This is a genomic window from Bradyrhizobium sp. CCGUVB1N3 (assembly GCF_024199925.1).
In the GTDB taxonomy this organism is placed as follows: Bacteria; Pseudomonadota; Alphaproteobacteria; order Rhizobiales; family Xanthobacteraceae; genus Bradyrhizobium.
This window is the reverse complement of record NZ_JANADR010000001.1, coordinates 6,398,929-6,420,164: the sequence shown is the minus strand read 5'-3', so window position 1 is coordinate 6,420,164 and position 21,236 is coordinate 6,398,929. Positions and strand designations below refer to the sequence as shown.

Genomic DNA, 21,236 nt, shown 5'->3' with positions numbered 1-21,236 from the left:
AATGCCGTTTTGACTGCACTTTACAGCATGAACGGACTGGTTCGCGTGAGGACGATCCTCTTGCGATTTCAAGTCGCGAGGGGAGGCCCGGAAGGAGTGGTGAAGAATTCATTTCTTCAACGTCCCGATGTCGCTCTGGTATACCAAGCCCCTGATCAGTCTCGTTTCGTGACCCCTGTAAGGCTGAACCCAGGTTCGCTTTATGGCGATTTGGTGATTGCGCAGGTTAACTCGACTCCGTAAATAGGGCCGACCTTTCGCGATCCCCGCGCGCCCCCTGCTGGGCCGCAACAAAACATCAAAGCCGCCCATGACCGCACGGATCGAACGACCGATTTCACCACACCTGCAGATCTACCGGGTGACGCTGACGATGGCGCTGTCCGTCGTCCACCGCGCCACCGGTATCGCGCTCTATGTCGGAACCCTGCTGCTGGCCTGGTGGCTGATCGCCGCGGCCTCCGGCCCGACGGCGTACTCCCATGTGCAGGCCTTTACCGGCAGCATCATCGGCCGGCTGATCGTGTTCGGCTACACCTGGGCGCTGATGCACCACATGCTGAGCGGCATCAGGCATTTCATCTGGGACCTCGGCTACGGTTTCAAGGCCAATGAGCGCGAGGCGCTCACCTGGGGCGCGCTGATCGGCGGCATCGCACTCACTGTCCTGATCTGGATCATTGCCTACGCGATCGGAGGCGGACGATGAGCACGACCGATACGCCCAAGCGCAGCATGCGCACGCCGCTCGGCCGCGTCCGCAGTCTCGGCTCCGCGCACTCCGGCACCTCTGACTTTTGGCGCCAGCGCCTCACCGGCGTCGCGATGGTGCTCTTGATGCTCCCCGTGATCGTGGTCGTCATGATGCTGCTCGGCCGCAACCAGGCGGGCGCCGCGCAGATTCTCGGCTCGCTGCCGATCGCGCTGATCCTCCTGCTCTTCATCTTCGCCAGCGCCTGGCACATGAAGATCGGCATGCAGGTCGTGATCGAGGACTACGTCCACAACGAGAAGGTGAAGCTCGTTTTGGTCATGCTCAACAACTTCTTCTCGATCGCGGTGGCGCTCGCCTCGACATACGCGATCCTCAAGCTGTCATCCGGAGTGTAACCCATGGCCGTCACCACGAATGGCAAGGGCAACGGCGCTCCCGCCACCAACGGAAAAGCCTATCCGATCGAAGACCACACCTATGACGTCGTCGTGGTCGGCGCCGGTGGCGCGGGCCTGCGCGCCGTCGTCGGCTGCAGCGAGGCCGGCCTGCGCACGGCCTGCATCACAAAAGTGTTTCCGACCCGCTCGCACACCGTCGCGGCGCAGGGCGGCATCTCCGCTTCGCTCGGCAACATGCACAAGGACGACTGGCGCTGGCACATGTACGACACCGTGAAGGGGTCGGACTGGCTGGGCGACCAGGACGCGATCGAATACATGGTGCGCCACGCCCCTGAAGCGGTCTACGAGCTCGAACATTGGGGCGTGCCGTTCTCGCGCACCGAGGACGGCAAGATCTACCAGCGCCCGTTCGGCGGCATGACCATGGACTACGGCAAGGGCCAGGCGCAGCGCACCTGCGCGGCCGCCGACCGCACCGGTCACGCCATGCTGCACACGATGTACGGCCAGTCGCTGCGCCATGCGGCAGAATTCTTCATCGAGTTCTTCGCCATCGACCTCATCATGGACGACCAGGGCGCCTGCCGCGGCGTGATCGCGCTCAAGCTCGATGACGGCACGCTGCATCGCTTCCGCGCCCAGACCACGATTTTGGCGACCGGCGGCTACGGCCGCGCCTATGCCTCCTGCACCTCGGCCCATACCTGCACCGGCGACGGCGGCGGCATGGTGCTGCGCGCCGGCCTGCCGCTCCAGGACATGGAGTTCGTGCAGTTCCACCCGACCGGCATCTACGGCTCGGGCTGCCTCGTCACCGAAGGCGCGCGCGGCGAAGGCGGCTATCTCGTCAACTCCGAGGGCGAGCGCTTCATGGAGCGCTACGCGCCGTCGGCCAAGGACCTCGCCTCGCGCGACGTCGTCTCGCGTGCGATGACCATCGAGATCCGCGAGGGCCGCGGCGTCGGCAAGAAGAAGGATCACATCTTCCTGCATCTCGACCACCTCGATCCCTCGGTGCTGGCCGAGCGGCTGCCCGGCATCTCCGAATCGGCCAAGATCTTCGCCAATGTCGACGTGACGCGCGAGCCGATTCCGATCGTGCCGACCGTGCACTACAACATGGGCGGCATCCCCACGAATTATCACGGCGAGGTGCTGACGAAGAAGGACGGCGACGACAACGCCGTGATCCCCGGACTGATGGCGATCGGCGAAGCGGCCTGCGTCTCCGTGCACGGCGCCAACCGTCTCGGCTCCAACTCGCTGATCGACCTCGTGGTGTTCGGCCGCGCCGCGGCGCTGCGCTGCGCCGAAAAGCTCACCGCCAACGGCAAGCAACCGGAACTGCCGGCGAACTCGGCCGAGCAGTCGCTCGGCCGCCTCGACCATTATCGCTACGCCTCCGGCGGCACCCCGACCGCGAAGCTGCGCGAAGGCATGCAGCACGTGATGCAGAACAATTGCGCGGTGTTCCGCACCGGCGAAGTCCTGAGCGAAGGCCAGAACCTGATCCAGAAGGTCCATAGCGGCATCACCGACATCGCCGTGTCCGACCGCTCGCTGGTGTGGAATTCGGACCTCGTCGAGACGCTCGAGTTCGACAATCTGATCTCGCAGGCGGTGGTGACGATGAACTCGGCCGCCAACCGCACCGAGAGCCGCGGCGCGCATGCGCGCGAGGACTTTGCCGATCGTGACGACAAGAACTGGATGAAGCACACGCTGGCCTGGCTCGACGATGCAGCCAAGGTCACGATCGACTACCGCCCGGTGCACAACTACACCATGACCAACGACGTGCAGTACATCCCGCCGAAGGCGCGCGTGTACTGAGCGAACGGGAAGGCCCTTCGAAAATGGCTGAATTCGCACTTCCGAAGAACTCGAAGATCACCGGCGGCAAGACCTGGCCGAAGCCTGCGGGCGCGACCGAGGTTCGCGAGTTCCGCGTCTATCGCTGGAACCCGGACGACGGCAAGAATCCGAGCGTCGACACCTATTACGTCGACACCAACGACTGCGGTCCGATGGTGCTGGATGGCCTGATCTGGATCAAGAACCACATCGACCCGTCGCTGACCTTCCGCCGCTCCTGCCGCGAGGGCGTCTGCGGCTCCTGCGCCATGAACATCGACGGCCAGAACACGCTCGCCTGCACCCGCTCGATGCACGACGTGAAGGACGGCGCGGTGAAGATCAACCCGCTGCCGCACCAGCCGGTGGTGAAGGACCTCGTCCCCGACCTCACCAATTTCTATGCGCAATACGCTTCCGTCGAGCCGTGGCTGAAGACGACCTCGCCGACGCCGCAGAAGGAATGGCGCCAGAGCCACGAGGACCGCGAGAAGCTCGACGGCCTCTACGAGTGCATTCTCTGCGCCTGCTGCTCGACCTCCTGCCCGAGCTACTGGTGGAACAGCGACCGCTATCTCGGCCCCGCCGCTCTGCTCCAGGCCAACCGCTGGGTGTCGGATTCCCGCGATGAGGCGACCGGCGAACGGCTCGACAATCTCGAGGACCCGTTCCGCCTCTACCGCTGCCACACCATCATGAACTGCGCCAAGGCCTGCCCGAAGGGCCTCAACCCCGCAGAGGCGATCGCCGAGCTGAAGCTGAAGCTCGTCGAGCGTCAGGTTTAAGCGAAACTTTGTGCATCGGCCGCGGCCGTCAGAGCCATGGCCGAATTGCTACCTATAGTAGCTTAACCTGAAATTTCTACCAGCGCACCCCTCGCGGGCGGAGACGCGCCGAACGCAACCAAAGGTTCCCATCACAAGCCACTTCCTTCCTTGCGGGAAATTCAAGTAAGCTTCGTTCCGGGTCAGGAGCGACTGTGCAGGGCGCGCAACGCAATTCGTTGAAACTGCTGCAGTGGATGATGGCGGCATCCCTGGCGCTGCCGATTGCGCTGTTCATCATCGCCTCGGCGATCTCCTACAATTCGACCAACGACATCGCCGACCGCGAGATCGAGCGCACGCTCGACGTCGCCCATGAACATGCGCTCAAGGTGTTCGAGACCATCGACCGCAGCCTCGCCGAGCTCAACGAGGTGGTGCGCGGACTTTCGGACGAGGCGATCCGGTCGCGCGAGGCAGCGCTGCATCTGCGCCTGAAACGGCTGACCGATTCGCTGCCGCAGCTCAAATCCGCCTGGATTTTTGACGCGCGGGGCCATGCGCTGGTCAACAGCCTGTTGTCGCCGGCGCCGCAGATCAGCTTTGCGGACCGGGATTATTTCAACGCCCATGTCGACCAGAACATCGGCACCTTCATCGGCACGCCGCTGACGCCGCGTCAGCCCTACCAGGGCGCCCGCTTCTTCGGCATGAGCCGCCGCCGCGAGTCCGACGACGGCAGCTTCATCGGCGTGATCCAGGCCTCGGTATACCCGGAATATTTCGAGAGCTTTTACGCGCGGATCGGCAGTGAGCCCGGCAGCTTCTTCACGATCGGGCGGACCGATGGCGCCCTGCTGGCGCATTACCCGCACCTCGATCACGACGTCCGGCTCGATCCGGGCGGGCCGGTCGGCCGGAAGATCGCGCTGAGCCCCGAGCACGGGCTGATGACCATCGCCTGGCCCGCCGACGGGATCGAGCGGCGCATCGGCTACAAGCGCGTCGCCGAATATCCGATCTATGTCAGCGCGGGGCTCGAGACGTCGGCGATCCGTTCGCGCTGGCTCGCCACCATGGGCCAGCACCTGATCTTCGGCCTGCCTGCCACCGCCCTGCTCTTCTTCATTCTCGCGCTGGCATTCCGGCGCACGCAGAACCTCCAGGCCGAGGCGGCACGGCGGCGCGACGCCGAGGAGGCGCTCAAGCACAGCCAGCGCCTGGAGGCGCTCGGACAGCTCACCGGCGGCGTGGCGCACGACTTCAACAACCTGCTGACCGTGATCCGCGCCTCCATCGACCTGTTGAACCGGCCGCAATTGTCGGAGGAGCGGCGGCAGCGCTACATCAACGCCATCACCGACGCGGTCGCGCGCGCCGCAAAGCTGACCTCGCAACTGCTGGCCTTCGCGCGGCGGCAGACGTTGAAGCCCGAGGTGTTCGATGTCGGCGCGCGCGTGCAGTCGCTGCGCGACATGATCGCCACGCTGACGGGACCGGCCATCGAGATCGTGATGCGGCTGCCGGCGGGGTCCTTTCTCGTCAACGCCGATGCCGGCCAGTTCGAGACGGCGCTGTTCAACATGGCGGTCAATGCGCGCGATGCGATGCAGGGCCGCGGCAGGATCACGTTCACGGTGGAGGCCGCGGCGGCCGTTCCTGACAGCCTGGTACATCTCGTCGGCAGCCATGGCTTCATCACGGTCACGGTCACCGATACCGGGTCCGGCATCCCCGCAAGCCAGCTCGGCCGCATCTTCGAGCCGTTCTTCACGACCAAGCAGGTCGGTCAGGGCACCGGGCTCGGCCTGTCGCAGGTGTTCGGCTTCGTCAGGCAATCTGGCGGCGAGGTGACGGTTGCGAGCGAGGTCGGCCGCGGCAGCGCCTTCACGCTCTATCTGCCGCGCGTGCCCGCCGAGGTGCTGCCGCAGCGGCAGGCGCCCGACACCGCGCCCGCAGTTGCCGGCAGCGGCATGTCGGTGCTGGTCGTCGAGGACAATATCGAGGTCGCCAATTTCGCCGCCGACGGGCTCACCGAGCTCGGCTACAGCGTCACGCTGGTCGACAACGCCAACGACGCGCTCGCCGAGCTCGTGGCGGACGTCGACCGCTTCGACGTGGTGTTCTCCGACGTGGTGATGCCCGGCATGACCGGGCTCGACCTTGCGCACGCGATCCGCGACCGCGGCATCGACGTGCCCATCGTGCTCACCAGCGGCTACAGCGACGTGCTGGCGCAGGACGGCAGTTTCGGCTTCGAGCTGCTGCAAAAGCCCTATTCGATCGAGGCGCTGTCGCGCATGCTGTACAAGGCCGCACGGCTGCGCCGGGTGCGGGATGGCGCCGCCGAATAGCTCCATCCGGGCCACATGCCTCCCCGAGATTGGAGTTGCACGCAAAACCGGCTATGCATGCGCCGCTTGCAACGAGGACTTCTGCTTGACGCCCGACACCGACCCCTCGCCCGCGCCATTCGGCGCATTCGCGCCGAATGCGGCGCAGGCTGCGATCATTTCGCTCGCGCACCGCTCCGGGCTGAAGCGCGGCGCGTTCCGCCCGTGGTTGTCGCGGCTGGTCAACCTGCTGCGCGCAGGTCCCGTCGACGTGCAATATCAGGGCGCCTCGTTCCGCTTCCATCACCAGGCGAGCGCGACCGAGCGCGGCGCGCTGTTCAACCCCGACTATAATCTCGACGAGCTCGACTTCCTGCGCCAGCACACGCCCGCGGGCGGCGTGTTCGTCGACGTCGGCGCCAATGTCGGCACATTCGCGCTGGTGATGGCGCGCCATGTCGGCGCGCAGGGCAAGGTCGTCGCGATCGAACCGCATCCCACGACCTTCGCGCGACTCTCGTTCAACAACGCGGCGTCGGGATCTATCCAAGGAGCGACGCAGGTCCGCCTCGTGCAGGCTGCGGCCGGCGACGCCGACGGCGAGCTGATGATCGAGACCGACGGCGACAATCTCGGCGCCAGCCATGTCGTGACCGGCACCGCGACGGCAAAGGCCATCAAAGTGCCGTCGTTGCGGCTGACACGCATCCTCGACGAGGCCGGCGTGACAAAGGTCGATGCCCTCAAGATCGACGTCGAGGGTTTCGAAGACCGCGTGCTGATCGGCTTCTTCCGCGATGCGCCGCCATCGCTCTGGCCCGGCGCTGTCGTGATCGAGCATCTGTCACAAAACGAATGGCGCGAGGATTGTATTGCAGACATGGTCGCGCGCGGCTTTGCCATCGCGCGCAGGACGCGCAGCAACACCTTCCTGTCGCGCTGACGACAATCAACGACGGAGATTCCGATGATCGATCACTTGGGTTTCCCGGTTTCCGATTACGAGAGCGCCAAGGCGTTCTATGCCAAGGCGCTGGCGCCGCTCGGCTACAACCTGATCATGGAGGTCACGCAGGAGCAGACCGGCCACGATCCCGCCGCGGGCTTTGGCGCCGACGGCAAGCCGGACTTCTGGATCGGCGGCGAAGGCGCGTTGAACAAGCCGGTCCATGTCGCGATTCTCGCAAAAGACCGCGCCACCGTGGATGCGTTCTACAAGGCGGCCATCGCGGCCGGCGGGCGCGACAACGGACCGCCTGGCATTCGCGCGCATTATCATCCGACCTATTACGGCGCATTCGTGCTCGACCCCGATGGTCACAACATCGAAGCCGTCTGTCACGCGCCCGAATAGGCCTGTTCCATCGTCGCGATGGACGGGAACATCGACGCATCGGCAACGTTATCGTCGTTCGAGCAACGACAAGTCGATGATGGATGATGCCGATCGAACCGCCGGAGATTCCACCGGCAACACCGGGCACACCGAGTGAGCCGCCACCGGAAATGCCGCCGGGCAGTCCGCAGCCGGATATCGCGCCGCCGGTGCGCGAGCCCGGCGAATCACCGCGGCCGACGAACTGCCGGGCAAGAGGCCGGACGAGATTCCACCGCGCGGACCGAACGGGCCGCGCACGCCCAATCCCGCAACGGATGCGAATTTGTCGCAACCTCACATTCGAGGCGATTGCAAGATGGGCCTGAATGCGCAATGAACGTCGATGTTCTGAAGTGATTTGCATGCAGAAATAAATCGAGACGCGGCTGCTTCGCCCGCCACAATCCGGCCTAACGCGTATCCGTTGATCGCAACGCTCACTCTCCAAGAGCTTCCGCTACAAGAACCTTTCCTAGGATCTCACCACATGACTCAATTTCGCTTCGTGCTGCTTGCCACGACGGCTCTGACCGCGATGCCATTCGCAAGCTCCGCATCGCACGCGCAAAACGCTCCCATCGTGATCGCGCAGGCGCAGGGCGAAGTCGGCCCTGACGGAAAACCGAAGCAGCCATCCCGCGAGCAGCCGAAGGCGCCGCCGCAACAACCGCCGGCCGCTCGCCCCGCGCCGGCCCCTCCGCCGCCACCGCCGGCTGCACCCCAGCGTCCGAGTGCGCCGCCACCGACGGCTGCGCCTCCGCACGCCCCGACACCACCACCTCCTCCGCCGGCGCCCGCGCGGCCGACGCCGCCACCTCCTCCGCCGCCGTCTGCGGCCCCGAAGCAACCCTCAGCGCCCCCGGCGCCGGCTCCGCAACAGCACGCGCCGACTCCGACACCGCCGCCTCCGGCCGCGGCGCCCTCGCGCGTGGCTCCGACGCCCACGCCAACGCCGCCACCGCCACCGCCACCGCCCCCAACCACGCGGGCGACACCGACTCCACCACCTCCTCCTCCGGCGGCCGCGCCGCCGGGACGGGTCGCGCCCTTGCCGGCGCCAACGCCCGCTCCAACGCCTGCACCGGCAGCGCCAACGATTCGCGCCACGCCGACACCTGCGCCGACCGCTACGCCAGCCCCGGGCGGTACGCCGACCCCACCGCCGTCAGGGCGTACGGGCCCGGCCCCGACCCCCGCGCCGGGTGCGGCGCCAGCGCCAGCACCGACCGCATCACCCGCTCCCGGCGGTGCCACGCCGCCAGCCGGCCGTCAGGGTGGAACACCGCCAGCAGGCACGCCGCCTGCGGGCGCGCCCGCTGCCGGAACTCCGCCTGTGCCGCCGCAGGCGGGTGCCCCGGCCCGGCCCATGCCTCCCGCCGGAGCCGCAGCGCCAACTGTCGTCCCTGGCACGCCAGCCGCAGCGCCACCGCCCAACAGGGCGCAATACGCGCCGCCGACGGTTGCGCCGGCCTTCCGCGCCGCGCCGACGGTCGCAGCACCGCTGCCGCCGCCGCCGCGTCCGCCACAGCGTGATCTGACGCCACTCGCGATCGGTGCGGGCGTGGTGGCCGGTGCCGTGATCGGCGCCACCATCGCCGACTACCGCAACCAGCGACATGAGGTCATCGAAGGCGGCCGCACCGTCTACACCGAGCCGGACCGCATCATCATCCGCGACCCGGGCGGGCAGGCATACGTCCGCGGCAACGATCTCTATCGCTTCCGCTATGGGGCCCGCGACATCCGCAGCGAGACCATCGGCGGCGAAACCCGCACCGTCGTGATCCGTCCCGACGGCAGCGAGGTGATCACCGTAGTCGGCGCGGACGGTTCGTTGCTGCGGCGAATCCGCAGGGATCCCGGCGGGCGCGAGATCGTCATCATCGACAACAGCTACCGCGATCCACGGTCGGTCGGCGGCTTCTATGTCGACGTGCCGCCGCCGGTCGTCAACATTCCCTATGATCGCTACATCGTCGACGCCCAGGAGGCGTCGCCGGACGTGATCTACGAGACCATGGAGGCACCGCCGGTGCAGCGGATCGATCGGCGTTACTCGCTCGACGAGATCCGCTATAGCCCGAATGTTCGCATGCAGATGCCGAGCATCGACGTCAACACGATCAACTTCGAGACGGGATCGTGGACCATCCCGCCGGACCAGGCTGCGAGGCTGCAAGTGATCGCCGACGGTCTCAACCGGGCGATCCAGCGCAACCCGCGCGAGGTGTTCCTGATCGAGGGACACACCGACGCGGTCGGCAACGACGTCGACAATCTGTCATTGTCGGACCGCCGTGCGCAGGCCGCGGCCGAATTGCTGACCCAGCAGTTCAATGTGCCGGCGGAGAACCTGACCTCGCAGGGCTACGGCGAGCAGTATCTGAAGGAGCAGACGCAGGGGCCGAGCCTGATCAACCGGCGTGTCACCATCCGCCGCATCACGCCGCTGCTCAACGGCGGCCAGGCCTCGCTGCCGCCGCCCCCGCCCGGCACCGCGCCGCCGCGGTAACGGCACGCACAAATGCAAAATGGCCGGGAGCGATCCCGGCCATTTTTTGTTTCTTGCAATCTCGTGCCCCGGACGCAGCGCAGCACGAAAGTGATGCGCTGCTGAGCCGGGGCCCATCTACTATCGATGCACTAGGATTGAGATTCTGGGTCCCGGCTCTGCGACGCACCGCTTCGCGATGCATCGCGTCCGGGACACGAGCAGACGCTTAGCCCTTGTCGCTCTCGAGCCTGAAGATCTGCGCGCCCTCGTCGCCCGACAGCAAGCCGCTCTCGGTGTAGAGCTTCAGCTTGGTGCGGGTGTCGGCGATGTCGAGGTTGCGCATGGTGAGCTGACCGATGCGATGCTCCGGCGTGAACGCGGCGTCCTCGACCTTCTCCATGCTCAGCCGCTCCGGCGCATAGGTCAGGTTGGGGCTTTCCGTGTTCAGGAGCGAATAGTCGTTGCCACGGCGCAGCTCCAGCGTCACCTCGCCGGTGACGGCGCGCGCCACCCAGCGCTGCGCGGTCTCGCGCAGCATCAGCGCCTGCGAATCGAACCAGCGGCCCTGATAGAGCAGACGGCCGAGGCGCAGACCGCTGATCCGGTATTGCTCGATGGTGTCCTCGTTGTGGATGCCGGTGACGAGGCGCTCATAGGCAATGTGCAGGAGCGCCATGCCGGGCGCCTCATAGATGCCGCGGCTCTTGGCTTCGATGATGCGGTTCTCGATCTGGTCGCTCATGCCGAGGCCATGGCGGCCGCCGATCGCATTGGCTTCGAGGAACAGCGCGACGGGGTCGGCAAAGGTCTGGCCGTTGAGCGCCGTGGGCTGGCCCTCCTCGAAACGCACGACGACCTTCTCGGCCTTGACGGTGCAGTCATCGCGCCAGAACGGCACGCCCATGATGGGATTGACGATCTTGATGCCGCTGTCGAGGCTCTCGAGATCCTTTGCCTCGTGCGTGGCGCCGAGCAGATTGCTGTCGGTCGAATACGCCTTCTCCGCGCTCATCTTGTACGCAAAACCCTGCGCCGTCATGAACGCCGACATTTCGGCCCGACCGCCGAGCTCGTCGATGAACTGCTGGTCGAGCCAGGGCTTGTAGATGCGCAGGCTCGGATTGGTCAAAAGGCCGTAGCGATAGAAGCGCTCGATGTCGTTGCCCTTGAAGGTCGAGCCGTCGCCCCAGATGTTGACGCCGTCTTCCTTCATCGCGGCAACCAGCATCGTGCCGGTCATGGCGCGGCCGAGCGGCGTGGTGTTGAAATAGGTGATGCCGCCGGTCGAGATGTGGAAGGCGCCCGACTGGATCGCGGCGATGCCTTCGTGGACGAGCTGCGTGCGGCAATCGACGAGCCGCGCCTTCTCGGCGCCGAACTCCATCGCCTTGCGCGGGATCTCGTTGTAGTCGGCCTCGTCCGGCTGACCGAGATTGGCGGTATAGGCGTAGCAGCGCGCGCCCTTCTGCTTCATCCAGAGCAGCGCTGCGCTGGTGTCGAGACCGCCGGAGAAAGCGATGCCGACTTTTTCCCCCTTGGGCAGGCTCTTCAGAATCGTAGTCATGGCGCTTCCAATCGGATCTTAAGGGGCGGATGTCGTCTTTCGGTTTGCCTTGCGCGATTATCAAATTTCGCGCGCATGGGCACGCCTTTAATGGCTCACATCGACGCCGCCGGGCCGGTTTTGCGGCCGAACAGGCGCTGCCGGAGCCGATAGGCCGGCCAGGCCAGCCGGGTCAGGGCGGCATCGACCGCCTCGTCGGAAAACCGTGTCCGCGGCCAGCGGTAAATCAGGGCGTAGGCGAACCAGATCACCACGAAGGTGACGAGGCCGGCGATCGAGACGTCGGTGAAAAAGTGCCCGCCGAAGGCCATGCGCAGGCCGCTGGTGACAGCGCCGAACACCACCGCCCCGGCATAGGCGAGCGGCCGCCAGGCGGGCGGTGCCAGCGCCGCCGGCGCCAATGTCCAGAACGCGGTCGCGCCCTCGCCGGAGAAGAACGAGCAGTTGCGCCCGCAGCCGCCGCGCGGATCCCACCACGGCACGAATGGCAGGTCGCCGGCAAACTCGCTCACCACCACCGGGCGCGGCCGTCCCCAATAGGACTTGAAGGCGAGATTGGTGAGGATGCCGGCCGACAGCGTCAACGTCACCAGCAGGAAGACGATGGTTCGCCCCGAGACCATCAGCGGCCGATCGGGCCTGATCAGCTTGACCACCAGCGCCACGATCGACGGAGCTGCGAACGCCCAGGCGATCCACATCGCCGCATCGCGCGCAAAGCCGGCCCAGCCATTCAGCTTGAGCGGAAACCTCTTCGTCTCGGGATCGAAGAACAGCGCGGCGAGCTTGAGATCGAGCTCGGGAAAGACGCCGAAGACGACGCCGATCACGAGCCACAGCGCCAGCGCGATGAGGAGGCCAGTCCGGTTCATGGCGCGCGGTTTAGCCGAGAGGAGAGAGGATGAAAACCCCGGAATCGGCCGCAGCTACCGACGCAAGCAACGCCGACTTTGTCAAAGCACGATGCTTCAACAATGTCGTCCCGGCGAAAGCCGGGACCCATACCCACAAGGAGTAGTTTGGCGAAGACTGTAGGTTAAGAGCGTCGCGCCACAACCTCTCCCTCGAATTATGGGTCCCGGCCTTCGCCGGGACGACACCGAAGATGTAGCGCGTTGCTGCGCATCGCCCCGGAATGACGAACCTCGTTACAGCACATCGGGTCGCGAATTCGACGGCAGCGGCGGGGGCGGCTTGCGCGCGGGCGGCGGATGGCGCCAGGCGCCGGCATTGCGGCCGGCGATCATCCAGTAGACGACACCGGCCACGATGCCGGCGCCGGTCATGATTTCCAGATGGCGGCGCACGATGCCTTCGAACTGCAGCGTCTCGGGATGGAAGGGAATGAGGCCGAGATAGCAGGCAAGCCCGACGAGCCCGCCACAGACCGCATAGGCGAGCGCGCTGCGGATATAGAACGCCTCGGTGATCACGACGATGACCATCGCCGGCAGGAGCGCAAAGCCGGAGACGAAGATGAAGCCAAAGCCGAGCAGGATGTCGATCGTGCCCTCATCGACGGGACCGGCGCCGAGATCGGAGAATTCCGGAAACAGCAGCGCAGCCACGACGATCATGCCGCCGACCAGGCACGAGGCCAGAAAGCCGAGAAAGATCACGACGAGGCGGCCGATCAGCGCCATCGGATGCATCCATCATCGTTGACCGAATGTAACACAACGTCCCCCACCGTCATTCCGGGGCTCGCGAAGCGAGAAGCCGGAATCTCGAGATTCTCAGGTGCGCAACCGCGCACCATAGTTCGGCTCTTCGAGCCGCCCCGGAATGAGTGCCTGGAAATAGCGACCCCCGGCCATGACGCACGTTGATGGCCGCTTCATGTCAATCGGTCATCGCCATCGCGCGCAGCGCCTGGCGCTCGCGAACCGAAAGCTTTTCCGTCTCCGATTTGAGTTGGCCGCAGGCGGCGAGGATGTCGCGGCCGCGCGGCGTACGCACCGGCGAGGAATAGCCGGCGTTGAAGATATATTCGGAGAATTTTTCGATCTGGTCCCAGTCCGAGCATTCATAGGCCGTGCCGGGCCAGGGATTGAACGGGATCAGGTTGATCTTGGCGTGAATGCCATTGAGCATCTTCACCAGCAGTTTTGCATCGTCGAGCGAATCGTTGACGCCCTTGAGCATCACATATTCGAAGGTGATACGACGCGCATTCGAGGCGCCCGGATAATCGCGGCAGGCCTGCAACAATTCCGCGATCGGATATTTGCGATTGAGCGGCACCAGCTCGTTGCGCAGCTCGTCGCGCACCGCGTGCAGCGAGATCGCGAGCATGACGCCGATCTCGTCGCCGGCACGCACGATGTTCGGCACCACACCCGAGGTCGACAGCGTGATGCGGCGGCGGGAGATGCCGATGCCCTCATTGTCTCCGACGATGAGCAGCGCATCGCGCACCGCATCGAAATTGTAGAGCGGCTCGCCCATGCCCATCATCACGATGTTGGTGACGAGGCGCGTGCCGTTCTCGCGATCGGCCCAATCATTCAGGCGGTCACGCGCCACCATGACCTGCCCGACGATCTCGCCGGCGGTGAGGTTGCGCACCAGCCGCTGCGTGCCGGTGTGGCAGAAGGAGCAGTTCAAGGTGCAGCCGACCTGCGAGGAGACGCACAGCGTGCCGCGATCGGTCTCAGGAATATAGACGCACTCGACCTCGTGCGCCCTCTCGACATTGTCGCCGCTCGGCAGGCGCAGCAGCCATTTGCGGGTGCCGTCGTTGGAGATCTGTTCGGCCACGACTTCGGGTCGGTCGACGGTGAAGTGCTTGGCGAGCTCCGCGCGGATGTCCTTCGAGATCGAGGTCATCTCGTCAAAACTCTTGGCGCCGCGGAAATAGATCCAGTGCCACAATTGCTGCACGCGCATCTTGCGCTGCGCGGGCGCTACGCCGATCTCACCGAGGCGATCGGCAAGCTCGCTGCGCGACAGGCCGATGAGCGAGGGCCTCGCCGGCGGCACATAGGTTTCGAGCGGAGTCTTCTCGAGAGGGTGCCCCGCGGCAATGGTGTCGGTCGATTGAACGGTCATCGTCATTCTGTCTTGAGAAAAACTCTCACCCCTCATCCTGAGGAGCGCGCGTCGCGCGCGTCTCGAAGGATGAAGGCCCGGATCAGGCACCTCGGCCTCGTGGTTCGAGACGGCGCTTGCGCGCCTCCTCACCATGAGGGGAAACAATGTTCAAATAGGCGTTTGAAAGGCCCCAAACAACGCCAAATTAGCGCGAAACGCACCCTACCGCTTGCAGTCCTGCGCGATCCGATCGAGAGCCTGCGCCAGGCCCTTGAGCGAGAAGGTGTCGGAGGTCTCGGTCCCCTTGGCCGAGACGCCCTTGACCACGAGATCGGCGGATTTGCGCATGGCCTCGACCATCCGCTCCTCCTCGGCCGCGTTCTTGATCCAGAGGCCGTCGCCCTGCGTGTACATCGCGTAGGACGCACCCCCGACTTCCAGCGTCGATTCGGAGCCCGGTTTCAGCGCATAGCCGATCATGACCGAGACTTCGTTGCTGACCTTCTCCGACGGCCGGGTGGAAACGAAGGCATAGGCCGGATCGCGCGGGCGGTTCGGCGGATTGGTCTTCGAGGATGACGGTTTTGCCAGCGCGAAACAGACTTTCTTGCCGTTGGGCGTCGCCGAATAGGCGCCCCAGGTGCCGAACTGGCCGATCAGGGTCGGCTCCGCACCGCCCGCAATGGCCGGGGGCGGCGTCACCGGTTTGCTCTCGGGCTTTGCCGCGGTCTTGGCGGCCGCGGCCGGCTTAGCCGCTGCCTTCGGCGCTGATTGCGCTGGTTGCGCCGTCTGCGCGCGCGCAAGATCGGCCGTCCCGCACGCCACCACGCCAGCCATCAAGGATAAAAAAAGCACCCGCCACATGCTGGAGTGGTTCCCTCAATATTGTGACTGGAAGATGGCCCGGCCGGACTTTGTCCCAAGGCGAAAATAACCGGTAAGAGCCTGATTCGGAACGAGGTTATAGGGAAGAAAGTCCTAGCCTCTCCGCCTAACCCTTGGACCTTGCGGCGCGCTGCGCGGCCCATTGCGCCTCGGTCCAGCCGAGCAGGTCTTCGGCGCCGGAACTGCGCAAATGGGCGCCGCCGTCGATCACCACCATCTCGCCATTGATATAGCTGGCGCGGTCCGAGACCAGAAAGCTGGCGAGATCGGCGAGATCGGCATGCTCTCCAGTGCGGCCCAGCGGATTGCGCGACGCCCAACCCTCATCGCGGCCCTCCGGGCGCAGCTGGCCGGAGGCACCGGCGGTTGGGAACGGACCCGGCGCAATCGCCACGGTGCGGATGCCCTTCGGCCCCCATTCCACGGCGAGGCTCCTGGTCATCGCCAGCACGGCCGACTTCGCCATTGCGGAAGGCACAGTGAAGGCGCGGCCGGTGATGGTCGAGGTCGAGAGGATCGAGAGCACGACGCCCTTGTGCGCGCCTTCGATCCAGCGGCGGCCCGCCGCAAGCGTGCAATACATCGCCCCATGCAGCGTCGGCGCCAGGATCGCGGCCGCCGCACGGAACGACAGATGCTCGCTCTGCGCGATGAAGGTCGCGGCCGCATTGTTGACGAGGATATCGAGCGGCGCCTCACGCCAGATCTGATCCATCAGACCGTCGACCGCTGCGCCGTCGCGAATATCGCAGGCGATGGTTGTGACCTTGCCGCCGGTCTCGTTTCGCATCTCGCTGGCGGCAGCCTCGAGGCGATCGAACTTGCGGCCGCAGATCACGAGCTCGGCGCCGAGCGCGAGGAAGCGGCGCGCCATCGCAGCACCAAGTCCGGAGCCGCCACCGGTGACCAGGATGCGCTTGTCCCTGAGCAGGCCTGTTTCAAACATCGTTTGAATCCTCCCGTCGTCGATCCTCATCCATGAGGATCAGAAACCGGATTGTCGGCCGGCTTCAAATCCGGCAGAAACGAGCCCAACTATAATTCCGATCTCGAAACGCCAAGCACGTCTATGAACGTGTCTCAAGAAGGTGTCGCCATGAAAGCCATCCTCTGCTCGCAATATTGCCAACCCGACGATCTCGTCCTGGCCGATGTGCCGGATCCGGTGGCAGGGCCCGGCGAAGCCGTGATCGCGATCAAGGCGGCGGCGCTGAATTTCTTCGACATCCTGATGATTCAGGGCAAGTACCAGGTCAAGCCGCCGTTCCCGTTCTCACCGGCTGCCGAAGTCGCCGGCGTGATCGAGAGCATCGGCCCCGGCGTGACCGATCTGAAAGTGGGCGACCGCGTGGTGGCCTCATGCGGCCACAACGGTGCGCGCGAGAAGATCGCGCTGCCGGCCGCTTCGATCGTGAAGATCCCGGACAATCTCGACTATGACCGCGCGGCCGGCATCATCATCATCTACGGCACGGCGCTGCATGCGCTGGAAGATCGCGCGAGCCCGAAGCCGGGCGAGACGCTCGCGGTGCTCGGCGCGGCCGGCGGCACGGGCCTTGCGGCCTGCGAGCTCGGCAAGCTGATGGGGCTGAAGGTGATCGCCTGCGCCTCCTCGGACGAGAAGCTTGCCTTCGCGAAGGCGCACGGCGCGGAGCTGACGCTCAACTACGGCAAGGAAGATCTGAAGGAAGGCCTGCGCAAGCTCACCGACGGCAAGGGCGTCGACATCATCTTCGATCCCGTGGGCGGCACCTATGCCGAGCAGGCGCTGCGCTCGATCGCCTGGGAAGGCCGCTTCCTGGTGATCGGCTTTGCCGCCGGCGACATTCCAAAGATGCCGCTCAACCTCGCGCTGCTGAAGGGCTGCGATATCCGCGGCGTGTTCTGGGGCGCCTGGACCCGGCTGAACCCGGCGAAGAACCGCGCCAATCTGGAGAAGCTCGTGAAGTGGACGGCGGAAGGCAAGATCTCCTCCCACGTCGACCGCACCTTCCCCCTGGCGCAGACCGCGGATGCGCTGAAAGTGCTGGCCGGCCGTCAGGCGATGGGCAAGGTGATCCTGCATCCCTGACGTCGCGCGGATGTTGCGAAATGTTGCTCGCCACAAACCTGGCCGCCATCGCCCGCCTTGTGCGCAATCGCGCACTGGAGCGGGCGATCCAGTATTCCAGCGATGTCAGACGCATATCGAGAAGCCGCGGCGTACAGGATTCCCCGCCTGCCGCCTTCGCTGAAGCATCGGCGGGCCAAGACCTCACGCCGCGCCGAAGCCTCGTCGAGGCCTTGGCGTAGCCGGGTCGCAGGGATGACAGCGCAGAATGTGGCGCAGGCAACGCGCCTCTCTCACGCCGCGGACCGCCGGATTTAAGGTAAAGGTTCCCTCAACCACTGCGATCAAAATTGCGGTGCACTTCCCGCTGTTGCCTCAATCAAACCCAAATCTTTCCTGATTCGCGCCAACCGCCGTCGTCTTTTGGGCTGAATCGGACGGCGATTTACCGGTTCCAGTTTGCGGGGCTGCTCTGGACAACAATAAGAAGACTTCACCCGAGATGCCCCAGCGCGTTGCGTTTAGTATTTGGGGAGCATCAGACCATGGAGTCGACGGCCTACCGTCTGCCCAACACGTCGCGGGCGTTCGACATCGAGCAACTCACGACCGATCCGAACGCCATGCCCTATCACCTGGCACAGGCTGACCGGACCGATCTTTCACCGCACGATCCGATCCCGCTGTTTCTGTCGGATCCGCTGGGCACGCCGGATCCACGGGAGTTTACGCCCCGCCGCGTGCGGCGCATTGGCGCCGCGACGCAGATCGTCGCCAGCGTGCTGGCCGCAGCCGCGATCGCCGTGCTGGTCGTGCTGTTCCACTCCGACGTCAGCCGCCTGTTCGCCGTCAATGCCAAGGCCTGGATGGGCAGCCTCGCAGCAGAGCAGCCGGCGGAACCTCCGACGCCGGTCGCGCGCCAGACGCCGCTGAAGGATCCGGCCCGCGTGTCGAACCCGATGCAGCTTGCGAGCGCAGAAGCAAAGGAAGTGATGGCGCCGGCGACACCGAGCCGCGAGGCGATCGCCACCGCCTACCAGAACGCGCTGCAGGCGCAGACGCCGGCACAGGCCGCCGTCGCACCCGTCGCGCCGGCACAGGCCGCCGTCGCGCCGGCGCAGCCGCCACCGGCGCCACCTCCTGCTCCAGCCAAGACGCTCGATGCCGACACGCTGGCCGGGCTGATGACGCGCGCCAGGAGCCTGATGTCGATCGGCGATCTCGCCGCCGCCCGGCTGCTGCTCGAGCGCGCGGCGAATGCGCAGGACGCGACAGCGGCGTTCGTCCTGGCACAGACTTTTGACCCGGCCGTGCTCGGCACCAAGGATACGCGCAGCATCACCGCGGATCCCGCCGCTGCACGGAGCTGGTACCAGAAGGCCGCCGCTCTCGGCTCCGCGGAGGCGCGAGCGCGCCTCACGCAACTTCAAGACTAAGAAGACCTCAATTAATAATTAGGGGACATCATGCGTAACGCTTTGAGAATGGCGCTTGCCGCCATGATAACGATGTGTGGCCTGTCGGCGCAGGCCGAGCAGACCGAATACGACCCGAGCAAGGTCTCGGACAGCCTGAAGGCGATCTTCCAGTTCGGATCGGTCTCGACCAAGCAGGCGTTGAACGCCAACACTGTCACGCTGATCACCGGCACCATCGGCGGCACCTATGTGCAATTCGGCGCCGATCTCGCCTCCGTGCTCGACGACGGCAACAAGCTGCGTGTGCTGCCGATCGTCGGCCGTGGCTCGGTACAGAGCGTCGCCGACATCCTGTTCCTCCAGGGCGTCGATCTCGGCATCGTTCGCGCCGACACGCTCGACTACCTCGAGCGCAAGGGTTTTGCGAGCGACATCAAGAAGCAGTTCACCTATGTGACCAAGCTCTACAACGAAGAGATGCAGGTCATCGCGCCGAAATCGATCGCGACGCTGAAAGACCTCGAGGGCAAGAAGGTCAGCGTCGACCTGCCCAATGGCGGCACCTTCGTCACCGCGCTCACGGTGTTCGAGCGGCTCGGGATCAAGGCGAACTTCGTCTATATCGAGCAGCGCATCGCGATGGAGAAGCTGAAGGCCGGCGAGATCGACGCGGTGATCGTGGTCGGCGGCAAGCCTTACAAATCGGTCTCGACCTTCACCAATGACGGCCGCTTCCACCTTGCGGGCGTGGACTACGCCAAGCCGCTGCAGAGCGACTATCTGCCGGCAACGTTGACGGCAAAGGACTATCCGAACCTGATCAAGGAGGGCGAGACGGTCGACACGATCGCCGTGCCGGCCGTGCTCGCCGCCTATAATTGGGGGCCGAAGACGGATCGTTACCGCAAGATCGCGCTGTTCGTGGACGCGTTCTTCACGAAATTCCCGACTCTGCAGAACCCGCCCTTCCATCCGAAATGGAAAGAGGTCTCGCTCGCTGCTCCCTTGTCGGGCTGGAACAGACTGCCGGTGGCGCAGCAATGGCTCGACAGCCACGGCGTCGAGCCGGTGGCGCGCCAACGCTTCGAGACGTTCCTGAAGCAGAACCCCGCGGCGGCGAAGGTGTCCGAGACCGACAAGGAAGCGCTGTTCAAGCAATTCCAGGCCTGGGAAGCGCAGAACAAGAAGTAGCGGCTGCATTTCTCACCTGTGGTCGTCCGGGCGAAAGTCAGGACGACCACAGGGAGATATTTGGCGAAGACTGCCAGTGCCAGTTACCTTGTTGGCCTGCGTGGCGACCAGCGTCCGCAACAACTGCATGACGGGGTAATGGGTCCTGGCTTTCGCCAGGACGACATTGCGGTGGGTTCTCGCCGCAAATCCGGTGTCATCGCCCGCCTTGTGCGCAATTGCGCACTGGAGCGGGCGATCCAGTATTCCAGAGACAGTGCGAGGATACGGAGAGGCCGCGGCGTACTGCACGCCCTCGCCTTCGCGGGGCATGACGGCGGAAGGTGTTGCTTGGCTCGCGCGACTAGGCTGCTTCGGCTTCCGGTTCTGCCTCCCCCACACCGCGCTTCAGCGCAGCGCGGGCGGCTTCGCGGTGGTCTGGCGTGATGTGGCTGGCGACCAGCTTGATTGCGGTCGCGAGCACGGCGGCATCATCGGTGAAGCCGAGCATCGGCAGCATGTCAGGCACGATATCGAACGGCAGGATGAAATAGGCGATCGCGCCGAGCAGCGATGCCTGCACATGGCGTGGCGTCTGCTTGTCGAACGCGCAGTAATAGGCGGCGAGCAGATCCTCGGCGAACGGCAGGTGCGCGACCACGCGCTTCAGCTTGCGCCAGAAACGCCGGCGCACGGTCTCGCGGTCTTCCGCCAGCCGATCGGCCGGCTCAAAGCCGACGCTGTGTTCGGCAGCAGCCATGGTCCAAAACTCCCCGTTCAGGCCGGCGCGGCCGATTGTCCCAGCCGATGCCGATCACAAGATGGGGATGCGCCGGCACAGCAACAAGGCGTCGACCGTGGCGCAAGCTACCTCGCGAAGGCGTTCATCGCCTTGGCGAGCTCGATGTCGAGCGCGGTGACGCCGCCGGCATCATGGGTCGAAAGCACCACCTCGACCGTCTTGTAGACGTTCTTCCACTCGGGATGATGGTCCATCTTCTCGGCCACCAGCGCCGCGCGCGTCATGAAGCCGAAGGCCTGGTTGAAATCCCCAAAGATAAACGTCCTGCCGATCGCCTCGCGGCCGGGGGTCTCGGCCCAGCCGGATAGTCCGCTCAAGGCCTGCTTGCGTGCTTCCGCCGACAGCCGCTCCGTCATGGTCGCCTCCATTTTCAGG

General features: G+C 65.3%; 20 protein-coding genes and 1 pseudogene. 13 read left to right on the top strand and 8 right to left on the bottom strand.

Translation table 11 applies throughout. From position 1 onward, the window contains the following. Positions 1-310 precede the first annotated feature (310 nt). The 9 genes and pseudogenes from sdhC to NLM33_RS30585 all read left to right on the top strand — a co-directional run bounded on the left by sdhC (position 311) and on the right by NLM33_RS30585 (position 9,957). Positions 311-709, top strand: a complete 399-nt coding sequence (gene sdhC / locus NLM33_RS30625; protein ID WP_254101753.1) for a succinate dehydrogenase, cytochrome b556 subunit — start codon at positions 311-313, stop codon at positions 707-709. Beyond that, a complete protein-coding gene (gene sdhD, locus NLM33_RS30620; RefSeq protein WP_254101751.1) occupies positions 706-1,110 on the top strand; it encodes a succinate dehydrogenase, hydrophobic membrane anchor protein in 405 nt (134 codons plus the stop codon). Before sdhC ends, sdhD begins: the two co-directional genes overlap by 4 nt. Positions 1,111-1,113: 3 nt before the next feature. Beyond that, the gene (sdhA, locus tag NLM33_RS30615) at positions 1,114-2,949 is read left to right on the top strand and encodes a succinate dehydrogenase flavoprotein subunit (RefSeq protein WP_254101749.1); all 1,836 of its coding nucleotides are present in this window, start codon (positions 1,114-1,116) and stop codon (positions 2,947-2,949) included. A 23-nt stretch (positions 2,950-2,972) separates the two neighbouring features. Next, positions 2,973-3,755 (top strand): succinate dehydrogenase iron-sulfur subunit, encoded by a 783-nt coding sequence (locus NLM33_RS30610; RefSeq protein ID WP_254101747.1) that lies wholly within the window; start codon positions 2,973-2,975, stop codon positions 3,753-3,755. A 194-nt stretch (positions 3,756-3,949) separates the two neighbouring features. Beyond that, entirely contained in the window at positions 3,950-6,088 is a 2,139-nt protein-coding gene (locus tag NLM33_RS30605; RefSeq protein WP_254101745.1) for a hybrid sensor histidine kinase/response regulator, read from the top strand. 85 nt (positions 6,089-6,173) lie between these two features. After that, complete coding sequence (locus NLM33_RS30600; RefSeq protein ID WP_254101743.1) at positions 6,174-7,010, top strand: FkbM family methyltransferase; 837 nt, start codon at positions 6,174-6,176, stop codon at positions 7,008-7,010. A 24-nt stretch (positions 7,011-7,034) separates the two neighbouring features. After that, positions 7,035-7,421: a VOC family protein gene (locus NLM33_RS30595; protein WP_254101741.1), complete on the top strand. Its 387-nt coding sequence runs from the start codon at positions 7,035-7,037 to the stop codon at positions 7,419-7,421. An 86-nt stretch (positions 7,422-7,507) separates the two neighbouring features. Continuing rightward, a pseudogene (locus NLM33_RS30590) lies at positions 7,508-7,782 on the top strand (hypothetical protein). A gap of 150 nt (positions 7,783-7,932) precedes the next feature. Further along, entirely contained in the window at positions 7,933-9,957 is a 2,025-nt protein-coding gene (locus tag NLM33_RS30585; RefSeq protein ID WP_254101739.1) for an OmpA family protein, read from the top strand. A 208-nt stretch (positions 9,958-10,165) separates the two neighbouring features. Here NLM33_RS30585 and argG read toward each other — a convergent pair whose 3' ends face one another. From argG to NLM33_RS30555, 6 genes are all read right to left on the bottom strand, one after another. Further along, positions 10,166-11,503, bottom strand: coding sequence for an argininosuccinate synthase (gene argG, locus NLM33_RS30580; RefSeq protein WP_254101737.1), 1,338 nt, complete (start codon positions 11,501-11,503; stop codon positions 10,166-10,168). A gap of 95 nt (positions 11,504-11,598) precedes the next feature. After that, positions 11,599-12,375: a phosphatase PAP2 family protein gene (locus NLM33_RS30575; RefSeq protein ID WP_254101735.1), complete on the bottom strand. Its 777-nt coding sequence runs from the start codon at positions 12,373-12,375 to the stop codon at positions 11,599-11,601. A gap of 276 nt (positions 12,376-12,651) precedes the next feature. Next, a complete protein-coding gene (locus tag NLM33_RS30570) occupies positions 12,652-13,146 on the bottom strand; it encodes a hypothetical protein (protein WP_254101733.1) in 495 nt (164 codons plus the stop codon). Between the two features lie 199 nt (positions 13,147-13,345). After that, positions 13,346-14,554 carry a 23S rRNA (adenine(2503)-C(2))-methyltransferase RlmN gene (gene rlmN, locus NLM33_RS30565; protein WP_371930001.1) on the bottom strand — a complete coding sequence of 403 codons (1,209 nt, stop codon included), beginning with the start codon at positions 14,552-14,554 and terminating at the stop codon, positions 13,346-13,348. Positions 14,555-14,758: 204 nt separating this feature from the next. Further along, a complete protein-coding gene (locus NLM33_RS30560) occupies positions 14,759-15,400 on the bottom strand; it encodes an invasion associated locus B family protein (RefSeq protein ID WP_254101729.1) in 642 nt (213 codons plus the stop codon). A gap of 127 nt (positions 15,401-15,527) precedes the next feature. Then, the gene (locus NLM33_RS30555) at positions 15,528-16,367 is read right to left on the bottom strand and encodes an SDR family oxidoreductase (RefSeq protein ID WP_254101726.1); all 840 of its coding nucleotides are present in this window, start codon (positions 16,365-16,367) and stop codon (positions 15,528-15,530) included. A 150-nt stretch (positions 16,368-16,517) separates the two neighbouring features. On the opposite strand from NLM33_RS30555, the gene NLM33_RS30550 reads away from it, so the two are divergent. The 4 genes from NLM33_RS30550 (at position 16,518) to NLM33_RS30535 (ending at position 20,080) form a co-directional block, all read left to right on the top strand. Next, entirely contained in the window at positions 16,518-17,492 is a 975-nt protein-coding gene (locus NLM33_RS30550) for an NADPH:quinone oxidoreductase family protein (RefSeq protein ID WP_254101724.1), read from the top strand. Between the two features lie 20 nt (positions 17,493-17,512). Further along, positions 17,513-17,713, top strand: coding sequence for a hypothetical protein (locus NLM33_RS30545; RefSeq protein ID WP_254101722.1), 201 nt, complete (start codon positions 17,513-17,515; stop codon positions 17,711-17,713). Positions 17,714-18,016: 303 nt separating this feature from the next. Continuing rightward, positions 18,017-18,907, top strand: coding sequence for a hypothetical protein (locus NLM33_RS30540; protein ID WP_254101721.1), 891 nt, complete (start codon positions 18,017-18,019; stop codon positions 18,905-18,907). A gap of 30 nt (positions 18,908-18,937) precedes the next feature. After that, complete coding sequence (locus NLM33_RS30535) at positions 18,938-20,080, top strand: TAXI family TRAP transporter solute-binding subunit (RefSeq protein ID WP_254101720.1); 1,143 nt, start codon at positions 18,938-18,940, stop codon at positions 20,078-20,080. 343 nt (positions 20,081-20,423) lie between these two features. On the opposite strand, the gene NLM33_RS30530 is transcribed toward NLM33_RS30535, so the two are convergent. Both NLM33_RS30530 and NLM33_RS30525 read right to left on the bottom strand, forming a co-directional pair. Continuing rightward, a complete protein-coding gene (locus tag NLM33_RS30530; RefSeq protein ID WP_254101719.1) occupies positions 20,424-20,819 on the bottom strand; it encodes a YkvA family protein in 396 nt (131 codons plus the stop codon). Positions 20,820-20,926: 107 nt separating this feature from the next. Next, the gene (locus NLM33_RS30525) at positions 20,927-21,217 is read right to left on the bottom strand and encodes a 4a-hydroxytetrahydrobiopterin dehydratase (RefSeq protein WP_254101718.1); all 291 of its coding nucleotides are present in this window, start codon (positions 21,215-21,217) and stop codon (positions 20,927-20,929) included. Positions 21,218-21,236: the final 19 nt, after the last annotated feature.